Source organism: Puia sp., from assembly GCF_035546395.1.
Lineage (GTDB): Bacteria > Bacteroidota > Bacteroidia > Chitinophagales > Chitinophagaceae > Puia.
Genome location: NZ_DASZXR010000014.1, coordinates 645036 through 659364, shown reverse-complemented (window position 1 = coordinate 659364; position 14329 = coordinate 645036). Strand labels below are relative to the sequence as shown.

General features: G+C 55.6%; 9 protein-coding genes. 7 read left to right on the top strand and 2 right to left on the bottom strand.

What is annotated here, in order from left to right; all coding sequences use genetic code 11:
• The first annotated feature begins 99 nt into the window (after positions 1–99).
• The 4 genes from clpB to VHE34_RS15460 all read left to right on the top strand — a co-directional run bounded on the left by clpB (position 100) and on the right by VHE34_RS15460 (position 4783).
• Entirely contained in the window at positions 100–2721 is a 2622-nt protein-coding gene (gene clpB, locus VHE34_RS15475) for an ATP-dependent chaperone ClpB (protein ID WP_325589503.1), read from the top strand.
• 44 nt (positions 2722–2765) lie between these two features.
• Positions 2766–3317: a DsbA family protein gene (locus tag VHE34_RS15470; RefSeq protein WP_325589501.1), complete on the top strand. Its 552-nt coding sequence runs from the start codon at positions 2766–2768 to the stop codon at positions 3315–3317.
• Positions 3318–3415: 98 nt separating this feature from the next.
• Positions 3416–4252, top strand: a complete 837-nt coding sequence (locus tag VHE34_RS15465) for an alpha/beta hydrolase (protein WP_325589499.1) — start codon at positions 3416–3418, stop codon at positions 4250–4252.
• A complete protein-coding gene (locus VHE34_RS15460; protein ID WP_325589497.1) occupies positions 4253–4783 on the top strand; it encodes a YdeI/OmpD-associated family protein in 531 nt (176 codons plus the stop codon).
• 66 nt (positions 4784–4849) lie between these two features.
• Here the strand turns inward: VHE34_RS15460 and VHE34_RS15455 are convergent, their stop codons facing one another.
• Positions 4850–5803, bottom strand: a complete 954-nt coding sequence (locus tag VHE34_RS15455; protein WP_325589495.1) for an NAD-dependent epimerase/dehydratase family protein — start codon at positions 5801–5803, stop codon at positions 4850–4852.
• Positions 5804–6046: 243 nt separating this feature from the next.
• Here VHE34_RS15455 and VHE34_RS15450 point away from each other — a divergent pair, with 243 nt between their 5' ends.
• From VHE34_RS15450 to VHE34_RS15440, 3 genes are read left to right on the top strand one after another with little or no spacing between them, the layout of a single operon-like run.
• Positions 6047–7360 (top strand): TolC family protein, encoded by a 1314-nt coding sequence (locus tag VHE34_RS15450; protein ID WP_325589493.1) that lies wholly within the window; start codon positions 6047–6049, stop codon positions 7358–7360.
• A 28-nt stretch (positions 7361–7388) separates the two neighbouring features.
• Complete coding sequence (locus tag VHE34_RS15445) at positions 7389–8522, top strand: efflux RND transporter periplasmic adaptor subunit (protein WP_325589491.1); 1134 nt, start codon at positions 7389–7391, stop codon at positions 8520–8522.
• A 34-nt stretch (positions 8523–8556) separates the two neighbouring features.
• Positions 8557–11724 carry an efflux RND transporter permease subunit gene (locus tag VHE34_RS15440; protein ID WP_325589489.1) on the top strand — a complete coding sequence of 1056 codons (3168 nt, stop codon included), beginning with the start codon at positions 8557–8559 and terminating at the stop codon, positions 11722–11724.
• A gap of 50 nt (positions 11725–11774) precedes the next feature.
• Here VHE34_RS15440 and VHE34_RS15435 read toward each other — a convergent pair whose 3' ends face one another.
• Positions 11775–14198 (bottom strand): ABC transporter permease, encoded by a 2424-nt coding sequence (locus VHE34_RS15435; protein WP_325589487.1) that lies wholly within the window; start codon positions 14196–14198, stop codon positions 11775–11777.
• Between the last annotated feature and the right edge of the window lie 131 nt (positions 14199–14329).

The following is a 14329-nucleotide window of genomic DNA, read 5'->3' as shown; positions in this document are numbered from 1 at the left end:
GGGCTTTGTATGACATAATAGCTGGATTGAGGTCGTGGTGTAAATTTTGCGACACAAGTTTACTATTTATTAGTTATAAAAGGAAAACCATATAAAACTATGAACCTGAACAATTTTACAATCAAAGCACAGGAGGCTGTCGCAAGGTCTCAACAGCTGGCTTTCGACGGTTCAAACCCAACCATAGATACGGAACATCTGCTGAAGGCGTTGCTGAGCGAAGACGATTCCCTGGTGGAGTTCCTGCTCAAGAAGAATAACGTGAACGTGGCCTTTGTGGAGAGCAAATTGGACGAAACCATCCAAAAAATGCCCAAAGTGAGTGGGGGAGAACCGGCGCAGGCGATCAGCCGGGAATTGAACAACGTGATCTTAAGAGCCGGAAGCGACTTAAAGCAATTCGGCGACGAATTCGTCAGTGTCGAGCATCTTTTGCTGGGCATGATACAGGGTAACGATAATACCGCCAAGCTGCTCAAGGACGCGGGTCTCACCGAAAAAGGACTGGTAGCCGCGATAAAGGATCTCCGGAAGGGTTCGACTGTCAGTAGCCAAACCACCGAATCGACCTTTAACGCGCTTAATAAATATGCCAAGAACCTGAATGAGCTGGCCCGCCAGGGTAAGCTCGACCCGGTGATCGGCCGGGACGAAGAGATCCGGCGCACGCTGCATATCCTTTCCCGCCGGAGCAAGAACAACCCAATACTTGTCGGGGAACCCGGTGTGGGGAAGACGGCCATTGCCGAAGGCCTGGCTCACCGGATCATCAACGGCGACGTGCCGGAGAACCTCCGGTCGAAGATCATCTATGCCCTCGACATGGGGCAGCTGATCGCCGGCGCCAAATACAAGGGGGAGTTTGAAGAACGCCTGAAAAGCGTCGTTAAAGAGGTCGCCGGCAGCGACGGTGAGATCGTTCTCTTCATCGACGAGATCCATACGCTGGTAGGCGCCGGTGGCGGTGAGGGAGCGATGGACGCCGCCAATATCCTCAAGCCGGCCCTGGCTCGTGGCGAACTCCGGGCTATTGGTGCGACTACCCTGAATGAATATCAGAAATTCTTTGAAAAAGATAAGGCGCTCGAACGCCGGTTCCAGAAAGTAATGATCGACGAGCCGAGCGTGGACGACGCCATCTCTATCCTGCGTGGATTGAAGGACAGGTACGAGATGCACCATCATGTACGGATCAAGGACGAGGCCATCATTGCCGCCGTGGAGCTTTCCCATCGGTATATCACCGACAGGTTCCTGCCCGATAAGGCTATCGACCTGATCGATGAAAGCGCCGCCAAGCTCCGGCTGGAGATGAATTCCATGCCGGAAGAGCTGGACAGACTGGAACGGCAGATCCGCCAGCTCGAGATCGAGCGGGAAGCCATCAAGCGCGAACGGGATGAAGAGAAACTCCGCGAACTGAGCGCCGAGATCGGCAACCTGAGCGTGGAAAGAGATACGTTGAAAGCAAAATGGAAACAGGAAAAAGAACTGGTCGAAAAAGTGCAGAACGCCAAGGCGGAGATCGAGAACCTGAAACTCGCCGCCGAGAAGGCCGAACGCGAAGGACAGTATGGCCAGGTAGCGGAGATCCGCTATGGGAAGATCAAAGAACAGGAGAGGGTCATCGAAGTTGAGTCGGCGAAGCTTTCTGCCATCAACGCGGGTTCCCGCCTGATGAAGGAAGAGGTCGACGCGGAAGATATCGCGGAGGCCGTAGCCAAGGCCACCGGCATCCCGATCTCGAAGATGCTGCAGAGCGAAAAGGAAAAACTGCTCAACCTCGAAGATGAATTACACAAGCGGGTAGTAGGCCAGGATGAAGCGATAACGGCGGTAGCCGACGCCATCCGCAGGAGCCGCGCGGGTCTGCAGGACCCGAAGCGTCCGATCGGCTCGTTTATCTTTTTGGGTACCACCGGGGTCGGTAAGACCGAGCTGGCCAAGGCGCTTGCGGACTATCTTTTTGACGACGAAGGCATGATCACCCGCATCGATATGAGCGAATACCAGGAGAAACATTCCGTGAGCCGGCTGGTCGGCGCACCTCCGGGATATGTGGGCTATGATGAAGGCGGCCAGCTGACCGAGGCCGTACGGCGCAAACCGTATTCGGTGGTCCTGCTGGATGAGATCGAGAAGGCGCACCCGGATGTTTTCAACATCCTGCTGCAGGTGCTCGACGACGGACGGCTGACCGACAACAAGGGCAGGGTCGTCAATTTCAAGAATACGATCATCATCATGACCAGCAATATGGGCAGCCAGATCATCCAGGCCAATTTCGAGAACGTGACCGAACGCAACCGCGAGGACGTCATGGAAAAGACCCGGCTGGAAGTGACCGATCTGCTCCGGCAGACCATCCGGCCTGAATTCCTGAACCGGATCGACGAGATCATCCTGTTCCAGCCCCTGCTGCGGAGCGAGATCCGGGGGATTATCCGCATCCAGCTGGACGGTCTCCAAAAGCTGGTGGCAAAGAATGGCATCAACCTGCAATTCAGCGACTATGCCATCGATTATCTCGCCGAGAACGGGTTCGACCCGCAGTTCGGCGCCCGGCCGCTGAAGCGGCTGATCCAGAAAGAGATTGTTAACCAGTTGAGTAAGAAGATATTATCTGGCGATGTAGACCGGACCTCCCCTGTATTGGTGGATGTTTTTGACGGAGTCGTAGTCTTCCGGAACGAACAGCCCCAGGTCGAAAAGGCAAAATAATGTCATTTTGACCGAACCAAACCGTTCGATCCGTGTTATATACAATGATGAAAGCAAAAGACGTAGCCGATATTATCCCTACGAAGGATGTTTTCGTAGGAGATCCGAAAGCACCCGTAACCCTCATGGAATACGGGGATTATGAAAGTGAGGCCTGTGCAAAGGTCAACGAGGTAGTGGGGAAGCTTTTAGAGATGTATGAAGGGAAGTTGAGGTTCAATTTCCGGCATTTTCCGCTGACCAAGATCCATCAGCACGCCATGAAGGCGGCTGAGGCGTCGCTGGGAGCGGCACAGGAAGGAAAGTTCTGGGAGATGCACAATGCGCTTTTTGAACACCGCCGGCGCCTGGGAGCGATCAGCCTCCGGGAATATGCGAAGGACTGTGGCGTCGTGAACAAGAAATTCCTGGATCACCTGGTCAACTCGACCTATGGATGGCAGGTTCGCAGCGATCTGCTGGAAGGACTCAACAAAGGGGTACGGGACGTACCGGCCTTCTTTATCAACGGAGTTCCCTTTACCGGGAAACCAACCTTCGAAAATCTTCGCAAGGGGATCGAAGAAGCACTGAAACAAAAAAGGAAACGAGCCTAATGGGCTGGAAACCGGCTGCCCGAAGGGCCGGCGTCAGATAAGAAAAGGTTTGAACAGAAAGCCCCGCCACCGCGGGGCTTTTTTGTGTATATTGAAGAATGAAACACCTACTCCTCGCAGGCTGCCTGCTGGCAGCCGTAACTAGCTTCGCCCAAACTCTCCCTTACGGCAGCAATAAGGCCGCCGGCAACTACTATACTCTTCGCGGGTTTAAAATGTATTGCGAGACCTACGGTGAAGGCCAGCCCGTCCTGATCATCCACGGTAATGGCGGATCGATCAGCAATTTCAACATGAACATCCCCTACTTTTCGAAAAAATACAAGGTGATCGTCGCCGACAGCCGCGCCCAGGGCCGGTCTGCCGATCCCGGAGACTCGCTATCCTACGAGATGATGGCCGACGACCTGGCCGCCCTGCTGGACCAACTGCACGTCGATTCGGCCTTTGTCATCGGCTGGAGCGACGGCGGCATCGATGGCTTGCTGCTGGCGATGCGCCATCCCGAAAAAGTGAAGAAGCTGGCTGTCACAGGTGCGAACCTGCAACCGGACACCACGGCCGTTCCGCAGGAGATTTGGGACATGGTTCGCCCCGAATATGCAAAGTTGAAAACGAAGAAATTCGCCGATATGACGCCACAGGAACGGCAAAGTTTCAAGTTGATGCGCCTGCTTTGCGATCAGCCCCATATCTCCACTGCCGATCTTCATGCCATCCAATGCCCGAGCCTGGTCATCGGCGGCGACCACGACGTCATCAAACCCCTCCATACGCTGACCATCGCGGAGAATATCCCGCATTCCTATCTTTGGATCCTGCCCAACAGCGGTCACAGCACCCCGGTAGCCTATTCCGAATTGTTCAACAAGACCGTGGACGATTTCTTCAGCAAGCCCTATCGGGAGATCTCGGGGGAAAAACGATTTTTCTAAATGATCAGGTTCAAGACCAAAATATTACAGTTCACCGTGAGGATGGGGGAGAAGACCGGCTGGTCGTATATCAGGATCCCCGCAAAGCTGGCCCAGCAGCTCAAACCGGACAACAAGAAGTCCTTTCGCGTAAAGGGAAAGCTGGATGATTACGCCATTGCCGGCATGGCCCTGATCCCGATGGGAGAGGGGGATTTTATCCTCGCCCTGAAGGCTGCGATCCGCAAGGCCATTCGCAAACAGGCGGGGGATAGCCTCGAAGTGCAGCTGGAAATAGACAAGAAAGAGATCGTTCCGCCAAAGGAATTGGTCGAATGCCTTGCCGACGAACCTGAAGCGCAAAAAGTCTTCCGCGCGCTTCCCAAATCCCATCAGAATTGGTATGGCAATTGGGTCAAGTCGGCAAAGACCGAAGGAACACGAACCCGCCGCATCGCGCATATCGTCGATTCTTTGCTTAAGAAGATGAACTTCCCGGAGATGATGCGGGCCTATGGCGAAAAAGGCCGGGCCATGAAAGAAGACCGGTGAATCTTTCCAGCGAGACCCTGGTCGAAAAGCAGCCGCCGGTCGTGGCCCCGATGACGAAGATCAATCTCAACCGGGCTTACTATCGGAAACACGGTTGAGGTGCGCGAGAGCTGTCGCTTTTATTCCTTCTTCGTAAGAAGTAGGCCGGAAGTTATAGGCCTTTTCAAATTTGGAAGAATCGAACCAATACTCGAATCGATATTGATAAAGCATTTCGAATAGCTCTTTTGTCGTCCGGTCAAAAATCCCGCCCATCCGTATCATCCACCCGGGCAATACCTTGAAACGCGGTTCCCTGCCCAGTTCGGCGGCCACCCTTTTGATAAATTCCGCTCCGGTGAGTGCCGGTGCTGCCGTCGGTAAATGCCAGACCTGGTTCCACGAGTTGTCGTCCAGCCCGAGCAGGACCATCGCCTTCGCCGCGTCGGGCGTATAAGTGTAGGAATGCCGCACTCCGGGATTGACCAACCATTGCGCGGGCTCGCCTTTTAGAAGCTTCTGGAAGACGAGGATATCGGGCACGCTTGTCTTTGCGGTGCCCGGACCATAGAAATCGGCCGCCCGGGCGATGGTGGCCGTGATATTGCCCTTTCTCACCTCGCTCATCAGCTGCGTCGCGATGCGGGCCCGCAGATCGCCTTTGCGGCTGGAAGGATCATAGGGCGTATCCTCCGTCATAGCTCCGTCGACCCGTCCGTACATGTAAACATTGTCGAAGAACATCAGCTTTGCGCCAGACGCCCCACAGGCCTCGATCTGGTTGTCCATGATCCTTGGCCATTGTTGCCGCCAGACCGCATAATCGTATTTCAACCCAATGCAGTTGTAGACGATGGCCGAACCGTCAATGGCCCGCAAGGCCTGTTCCCGGTCGCTGATATCGGCTGCAACGACCGTTGCACCGGGCCTTTGAACCGGATGACGGGAGACCAACCGGACGGGGATTCCGCGGGCAATCAGTTCTCGCGCAAGGAGATCGGCGATGGCGCCGCCGGCGCCGAGAATGGTATGGATCGACATTGGATTAAAGAATTAGAGCCTAAAGATAATCAATAAGTTACATAGATGTGGGGTTAAGATTTGATTAAACGTTTGTTTAATTCAAACGTTTGTTTAACTTTGGGCCCTTAAAAAAATACTTGCCCCGAATGCATTTTTTGATGTCTTTGCCGGGGTATTTGTATCAGCGGCCGGAGGCATCCCAAAGAAACTAACGATTTTTGCCATCCAACGGGAGATCAGATCACCTTAGCATCCATATATATGAAGAGATTATTCATCGGCAGTGGATTTAGTTTATTGGTACTTGTCACAAGCGCTCAGAAGCCTCAGCAGGACACCCTGGGCAGCGCAACCCTGGAGGCCTGCGTACAATATGCGTTGAAACACTATCCGCTGGTCCAACAGGCGTTGCTGGATGAGCAGATCACCGATCGGCAAATCAAAAGCAAGCTGGCCGACTGGTATCCCCAGCTCAATCTGAATGCGAATTATCAGAACAACTTCCAGCTGCCTTCAGTGGCATTCAACGGTGCGACGGTTCACAGCGGTACGTATAACACTTCCACAGTTGGATTGGCGCTGACGCAGAACATCTTTACCCGCGATGTACTCATCGCGCTGAAGACGAAAGGGGATGTTATGACCAACATCCGGCAGCAGACCGTCAGCGACAAGATCGACGTAACGGTCAACGTCAGCAAGGCCTTCTATGATGTCCTTCTGACAAAGAAACAGATCGATGTGCTCAATGACGATATCGTGCGGTTGGAACGGAATTATAAGGACGCCTACAATCAATATCGCGGCGGCCTGGTCGATAAGACGGACTACAAACGCGCCACCATCACCCTGAACAACAGCAAGGCCGAGCTGAGGACAAATGAAGAAGCGTTGAAGGCGAAGTACCAGGTGCTGAAGCAGCTGATGGGATATACGGGCGCCGATTCGATCCGCCTGGTCTATGACAGCGCCCGGATGGAGTCCGAGGTTTTCATCGACACCCTGCAAACGCTGGACTATAGCAAGCGCATCGAATACCAGCAGCTGATGACCGAAAAGCGCCTGCAACAGGCCGATGTCAAATATCAGAAATGGGCTTATATTCCAACGGTGACGGCGGGGGCTGGATACAATCTGAATTATCTGAACAGCCGCTTTGGCCCGCTGTACAACAATAATTTTCCCAACTCCTACGCCGGGTTGCAGGTAGCCTTTCCGATCTTCCAGGGCACCAAGCGCCAGCAGAATATCCGCATCGCGGAGTTGCAACTGACCCGGATCGACTGGGATATCATCAATTTGCAGACCACGATAAGCACGCAGTATGCGCAGGCCCTGGCCGTCTATAAAAGCAATCTGAATAACTATTATGTGTTGAGAGAGAATCGCGATCTGGCCCGGGACGTCTTCAATACCATCGATCTGCAATACCGGTCGGGCGTGAAGGCCTATCTCGAGCTGATCACCGCCGAAACGGATCTGCGCACTGCCGAATCCAATTACAGCGATGCGCTCTACCAGGCCCTGAGCAGCAAGCTGGATGTACAAAAGGCACTTGGAACAATAACCTATTAATGCAATAACGGATAAATCTCCTTTTTATATGAGAAATAGCACGCAATGGAGTGGTTTTTTTATGTCGGTCGTCCTTTCGTTGAGCCTTGCTTCCTGCGGTGACAGCAAGCCTGCAGGACCGCAGGCGCCCCCGCCTACCCCGGTGGACGTCTACACTGTAATGGCAGGCAATGCCACCTACTACGATTCTTATCCCGGCACGGCCACCCCGCTGAACCAGGTGGATATCAAGCCGCAGGTTGCCGGCAATATCATCGGCATCTACTTCAAGGACGGGCAGGAAGTGAAGAAGGGGATGAAGCTATATGAGATCGATCAGCAGCAATATAAGGCCGCCGTCGAATCGGCCATCGCGCAATTGAACGTCGCCAGGGCTAACCTGGCCAAGTCGCAACAGGATGCCGACCGCTACGAGGACCTCGCCAAGCAGGACGCCATCGCCAAGCAGACGCTGGATCATCAGCGCGCCGACCTGGAGTCTGCCAAGCGGCAGGTGGAAGCCGCACAGGCCAACGTCGCCAGCGTGGAGACCAATCTCAAATACTCGGTCATCTATGCTCCCTTCAACGGAACCATCGGCATCTCGCAGGTCAAGGTCGGTACGTCGGTCTATCCACAGACCCTGCTCAACTCGGTGAGCACCGATGACCCCATGGCCGTCGACATCGCCATCGACCAGGCGGAGATCCCCAAATTCACCCATTACTTCTCGCAAAAGGCAAAGGATTCTCTTTTCACCGCCGTGCTGCCCGACGGCTCGATCTACGGTTATCCCGGCACGCTGTATTTACTAGACAGGTCGGTCGATCCCACCACCGGGACCCTGAAGGCGCGGATCACTTTTCCCAATCCGAAGAACGAGCTGAAGGCCGGGCTGACCACTAATGTCCGGGTGAAACACGATGCCGGCGACAGCAGCCTGCTGATACCCTACAAGGCCGTCATCGATCAGCTGGGAGAAAGCTTTGTGTTCGTCGTCGAAAATGGCCACGCGCTGCAGCACAAGGTTACGCTGGGCACCAAGATCGCTGATAAGATCGTCATCCGGAGCGGGCTCAAGGCCGGTGAGCAGGTGGTGATCAACGGGGTGCAGAAGCTTCGCGACAGCAGTGCCGTGGCCATTGGTGCGCCAAAAGCGCCCGCGGGCAGCGCAGGCAAGTAAGACAAGAGAGGAACTAACTCAAAAATAACTTGGAATGAAGAGTTCAAACGTATTTCTCAGGCGACCGGTAACGGCCATCGTTATCTCACTGGTGATCCTGCTGGTGGGAGGCCTGGCCATCCTGAACATGCCCGTTAGCCAATATCCGGATATTACTCCGCCAACCGTACAGATCACCAGCAACTTCGTCGGCGCCGACGCACAAACGGTCGAGCAGACGACCACTACGGCGATCGAGACCCAGGTGAACGGTGTGCCGGGGATCGCCTATATGCAGAGCAACAGCGCCAACAACGGCAACTCGCAGATCACCGCTACCCTCAATATCGGGGCCGACCCGAACATCGTCGCGCTGGATATCCAAAACCGCGTGGGCATCGCGACTCCCACCTTACCGCAACAGGTACAGAAACTTGGGATCACCACCCTGAAAAGGAACCCTGCGATCCTCATGCTGGTGGCCGTTTATTCGCCAAATCATTCGCATAGCATTCCCTTCATGGACAACTATGCCAATATCTATCTCCGCGACATCCTCCTGCGTACACCCGGGGTGGGGGACGTGTTCAGCCGTGCCGATAATTTCAGTATGCGCGTCTGGTTGAAGACCGATAAGCTGGCGCAGTTGGGGCTCACTGCCAACGACGTGATCAACGCGGTCAATGAGCAGAACCTGCAGGTAGCCGCCGGGTCCACGGGTGCGCCGCCGCAAAACAACACCCAGGCCTTCGAGTTTACGGTATTCACCAACAGCCGGCTTACGACGGAACAACAGTTCGGCGATATCATCGTCCGCGCAAAGGCCGGGGATAATTCGCTCGTCTATCTGAAAGACGTCGCCCGGATCCAACTGGGAAAGGTGAGCTATGCAGCCAACTCCTTTGTGGATGGCAACCGCGCTTCCTACCTCCTTGTCTACCAGGCTCCTGGTAGCAACGCCCTGGCTACGGCGGAAGGTGTGTACAAGGCCCTCGCGGATGCCAAGAAATATTTTCCTGCCGACCTCAACTACGTGGTTCCCTTCGAGTCGGTGTCCGTCGTGAAGGTGTCCATTTCCGATGTGGTCGACACCCTCTTTATCGCGCTTGGTCTCGTGACCCTTGTGGTTTTCCTCTTCCTCCAGAACTGGCGGTCCACGCTGATCCCGGTCCTGGCGATCCCCGTGGCCATCATTGGCACCTTTATCTTCTTCATCCCCCTCGGTTTCACGATCAATACCCTGACGATGTTCGGCTTTGTGCTGGCCATTGGTATCGTCGTGGATGACGCCATTGTAGTGGTCGAGGCGGTACAGCATTATATCGATACGGAGCATCTGTCGCCGAAAGAAGCGACGGCCCGCGCTATCTCGGACATCTCGGGTCCTGTCATCGCCATCGCGCTGATCCTGGCTGCCGTGTTCGTGCCCGTGGGCTTCATTCCCGGGATCGTCGGCCGGCTGTACCAGCAGTTCGCCATTACCATCGCCATCTCGGTGCTGATCTCGGCCTTTGTGGCCTTGTCACTGACCCCCGCGCTTTGCATGTTGCTGCTCAAGGAACATCATGTCGGTAAGGAAGCGAAAGGGATCAACAAACTTTTCTTCCGGTTCAACCAATGGTTCGACCGGTTCAGCCAGCACTATGCCAACGGCGTTAATGGCTGGATCAAGCGTGCCCCGCTGGTGATCGTCCTGCTGGCCTGTATCTGCGTAGGGGATTATTTCCTGTTCCGCAGCAAGCCGACGGGTTTCATCCCCACCGAGGATGACGGCCGGGTCTATATCTCCTTCGAGATCCCCGAGGCCGGCAGCACCACCCGCGCCATCGCGGTGCTGGACAGTATCCAGCATATGGCGCAATCGGTCCCCGGTGTTGCGCATACCGCCGCTCTCGGTGGCTTGAACATCCTGACCTTTGGTTCCAAGTCCAATGCCGGTAGTATCTTCGTTCAGTTCAAACCCTGGGACCAAAGGAAAAAGAAGTCAGAACAGCTCTACGGCATCGTCGCGGAGATGCAAAAACGCTTCTCCAAGATCAAGGAGGCCCGCGTCGTTGTGATCCCGCCCCCGGCCATCCCTGGTTTGGGTAATGCCGGCGGTTTCAGCATCCAGATCGAACAGCGGCAATCCAACGATGATATCAAGACCTTCGAGCGCGTCGTGAACCAGTTCGTCGCCGAGGCGAACAAACAACCCGAGATCGGCCAGGCCTTCACCTTCTTCGGCGCCCATACCCCCGGCTACACGGTGAACATCGACCGCGAAAAGGCCAAGAAGCTCGGCCTGCGGCTGGACGATGTATACAATACGATGCAGGCTTATATGGGCAGCACCTATATCAATCAGCTGACCATCTATGGCCGCAACTTCTATGTCGTCGCGCAGGCGGATACCAATTATCGTAACGATATCCATAACCTCGACAAATATTATGTGAAGAACAATAGCGGCCAGATGATCCCGCTCAGTACGATCGCCTCTCTGCAGGTCACCGAAAGTGCACCGTTGATCTCGCACTTCAATATTTATCGCAGCGCCGAGGTCGACGGGGGCGCCAAAGCGGGATTCTCCAGCGGCCAGGCCATCGAGGCCCTGCAGCGGGTGGCCGCCAAGGTGCTGCCGGAAGGCTACGGCTATGACTGGTCGGGTCTCAGCTTGCAGGAGATCAAGTCGGGGAACAGTTCAACGTACATTTTTGCGCTTTCCATCGTCTTCGTCTTCCTCTTCCTCGCAGCGCTGTATGAAAGTTGGGCGGTGCCCTTCTCTGTCCTGCTGGCCGTGCCGATCGGCGTCTTTGGCGCTATCCTGACCCTGACCCTGATCCCCCGGCTGACCAATAACGTCTATGCGCAGATCGGTCTGATCACCCTCATCGGTCTGTCCGCGAAGAACGCCATCCTGATCGTCGAATTTGCGAAGGAACGCGTCGATCGCGGCATGGGCGTCATCCCCGCGACGCTGGACGCGGTGCGGCTGCGGCTTCGCCCGATCCTGATGACCTCCATCGCCTTCCTGCTCGGGGTACTGCCCCTGGCGCTGGCTACGGGCGCTTCCTCGGTTGCGCGGAATACCATCGGCTGGACGGTGCTCGGTGGAATGTTCGCTGCTACCTCGCTGGCAATCTTTGTCGTACCGGTATTGTTCGTGGTCATCGCCCGGCTGACCTATGGCAAACGGAAACTGGAAGATCTACGGAATCAAGAATATAAACTGGCAGAGTAATCAGAAAGGCTAAGCTAAAAACCCACCCCCGAAGGGGGTGGGTTTATTTTTTATTCGCTACGCAAACTGTTGATCGGGTTGGCGCGGGCCGCCCGGATCGCCCGAAAACCCACCGTCGCCAGGGTGATCATCAGGGCCAGCATCGCCGCCAGCGCAAATATCCACCAGCCGATCGTGGCGCGATAGGCGAAATCCTGCAACCATTTATTCATCATCCACCAGGCAAGCGGGGCAGCGATCCCGAAGGCGAGCACGACCAGGCGCAAAAAATCCCTGGACAACAGGGCTACTATGCCGGCGATGTTGGCGCCAAGCACCTTCCGGATGCCGATCTCCCTGGTCCGTTGCTCGGCGGTGAAGGTGGCCAGGCCAAAAAGACCGAGACAGGCGACAAAGATGGTGAGCCCGGCAAAGATGCCGAGGATGCGCCCGATATTCATTTCAGCCTGGTAGGTATCCTGGAAACGCTGGTCCAAAAAACTATAGGAAAAGGGGATGCGGGCCTTTTGATCGGTCCACTGCTTTCGCAGGCTGGTCAGAAGGTCGGCGACATCCTTTGTCTTCGTCCGGATGATCAGGGACGACCCCTCCGTTCCCCCCAGGGTCATGACCAGTGGGGTGATCATCTCCCGCAGACTCCGGAAATGGAAATCCTTCACCACTCCGATGACATGATAGGTGGTCGCCGGGCGGTCCCGGTTTGGCTCGGTGACGGAGTGACCGATGGCGTTATCTCCCCACCCAAAATTTTGTGCGGCCGTCTCGTTGATGATGATGGCGGTGCTGTCGGCTCCGAACGCTTTGGAAAAATTCCGGCCTGCCTTCATCTCCATCCCCAGGGTCGGGATATATTGCTCGTCCACCTGGTAGCGCAGGGTATTGGCGAATTTGTCGCTATGATTATCGGCATAGACCAGGAAATTGTTGCCGTAGGAGTTCCCTGCCGGCAGATAACCGGAGGCGGCAACGCTGGCGATCCGGGGATCCTTCGCCAGCTGCTGCCGGTAAAAAGGCTGTCCATCTCCCAGGGCCCACATATCGGGTACGATCACCACCTGGTCCCGGTCGTATCCCAGCTTCTTATGCTGGATATAGGAAAGCTGCCGGTAGACGACCGCTGTACCGATCATCAGGCTGATGGAGATAAAGAACTGGAAAACCACCAGGCTGCTTCGCAGGCCGGCGCTGCCCTTCCCTGCCTTGAACAGTCCTTTTAATACCGCAACGGGCCGGAAGGCGGAAAGGAAGAAGGCGGGGTAGGCGCCTGCCAGCAGACCGGTCAGCAAGGTGAAAAGAACGAGGACGGGCAATAACCAGGGGAGGGCCGTCCACCCCAATGAGAGATCATGACCGGCCAGCCGGCTGAAGGCGGGCAGGCTCAGCCCGACCAGGGCCAGCCCGATGATCATCGCCACGGCGGTCAGCAACAGGGACTCGACCAGGAATTGGCCCACGAGCTGCCCGCGAAGCGAACCCAGCACTTTGCGGATACCGACCTCCTTGGCCCTTTTCGTCGCCCCGGCAGTACTCAAGTTCATAAAATTGATACAAGCGATGAGCAGCATGAACACCGCCACCGCCCCCAAAATATATACATACCGGATATCCCCGGGCGCTGAGAGGTCGCCCGTCAGGTCGCTGTGCAGATGGATATCGGTCAGCGGCTGGAGGGTAAACCCGATCTCGTTGCCGCCTGCCCTGAACTGGGCCAGGCTGACCCCCATGCCTTTCTGCAGCTGGGGGCCGATGTATTTCTCGACCATCCCCGGCAACTTGGCCTGCAGCCTCTTGGGGTCATAACCTTCGGGCAGCAGCAGGTAGGTGTAATAACCGGAACTCATCCAGGTCGGTTCCTTCGATTCCGGGAGGCTGGCCATCGATGCAAAGCAATCGAAATGAAAATGGGAGGCTTCCGGAACGGCATCGATAACACCGGTCACCGTGAGGGTGTGATGGTCGTCGGTAAAGTCGAGGACCTTGCCTATCGGGTTTTCGTCGCCAAAATACTTCAGGGCCATGGCCCGGGTGATCACAATCGTATAGGGTTGCGCCAGCACCGTCTTCAAATCACCTTTGATCAGCGGCAGGGTAAACACCCGGAAGAAATTGGAGTCGACAAAGGCCAGGGCGTCTTCCCGAAAGCTTTTGGTCCCATAGCTGATCCGGTGGACTCCCACCGCCTTCAGCCGCGTCGCTTCCAGTACCTCGGGAAAATCCTTTTTCATCGTCGCGGCGACCGGCGGCATCACATTCGCCTCTTTTATATCGTGACCGTTCATATGCCCGCCGAAGGTCACCCGGACGATGCGGTCCGCCTGTACATTGTACCGGTCATAGCTCCACTCATGCCGGATGAAAAGAACGATCAGCAGACAGGTGGCGATGCCCAGGGCAAGACCTAAAACATGGATGGCCGAAATGGCTTTGTTTCGCCACAGACTGCGGATCGCGACGGTGAAAGACTTCTTCAACATGCTGGTTGGTTTTCTTCTTGGACTCGGCGGGATCGTCCGACGTTACAGCAACCTTTGATTTTTTTAGTGACAGAATGTCGGAATGTTCGTCCGGCCCAGGTGTAGGAATGGGGTAGGGTGGTGGGTGCCGG

What these genes read in the sequence shown, in the direction of transcription:
- clpB (WP_325589503.1), top strand. Translation starts at nt 100, where the DNA reads ATGAACCTGAACAATTTTACAATCAAAGCACAGGAGGCTGTCGCAAGG.
- VHE34_RS15470 (WP_325589501.1), top strand. Translation starts at nt 2,766, where the DNA reads ATGATGAAAGCAAAAGACGTAGCCGATATTATCCCTACGAAGGATGTT.
- VHE34_RS15465 (WP_325589499.1), top strand. Translation starts at nt 3,416, where the DNA reads ATGAAACACCTACTCCTCGCAGGCTGCCTGCTGGCAGCCGTAACTAGC.
- VHE34_RS15460 (WP_325589497.1), top strand. Translation starts at nt 4,253, where the DNA reads ATGATCAGGTTCAAGACCAAAATATTACAGTTCACCGTGAGGATGGGG.
- VHE34_RS15455 (WP_325589495.1), bottom strand. Translation starts at nt 5,803, where the DNA reads ATGTCGATCCATACCATTCTCGGCGCCGGCGGCGCCATCGCCGATCTC.
- VHE34_RS15450 (WP_325589493.1), top strand. Translation starts at nt 6,047, where the DNA reads ATGAAGAGATTATTCATCGGCAGTGGATTTAGTTTATTGGTACTTGTC.
- VHE34_RS15445 (WP_325589491.1), top strand. Translation starts at nt 7,389, where the DNA reads ATGAGAAATAGCACGCAATGGAGTGGTTTTTTTATGTCGGTCGTCCTT.
- VHE34_RS15440 (WP_325589489.1), top strand. Translation starts at nt 8,557, where the DNA reads ATGAAGAGTTCAAACGTATTTCTCAGGCGACCGGTAACGGCCATCGTT.
- VHE34_RS15435 (WP_325589487.1), bottom strand. Translation starts at nt 14,198, where the DNA reads ATGTTGAAGAAGTCTTTCACCGTCGCGATCCGCAGTCTGTGGCGAAAC.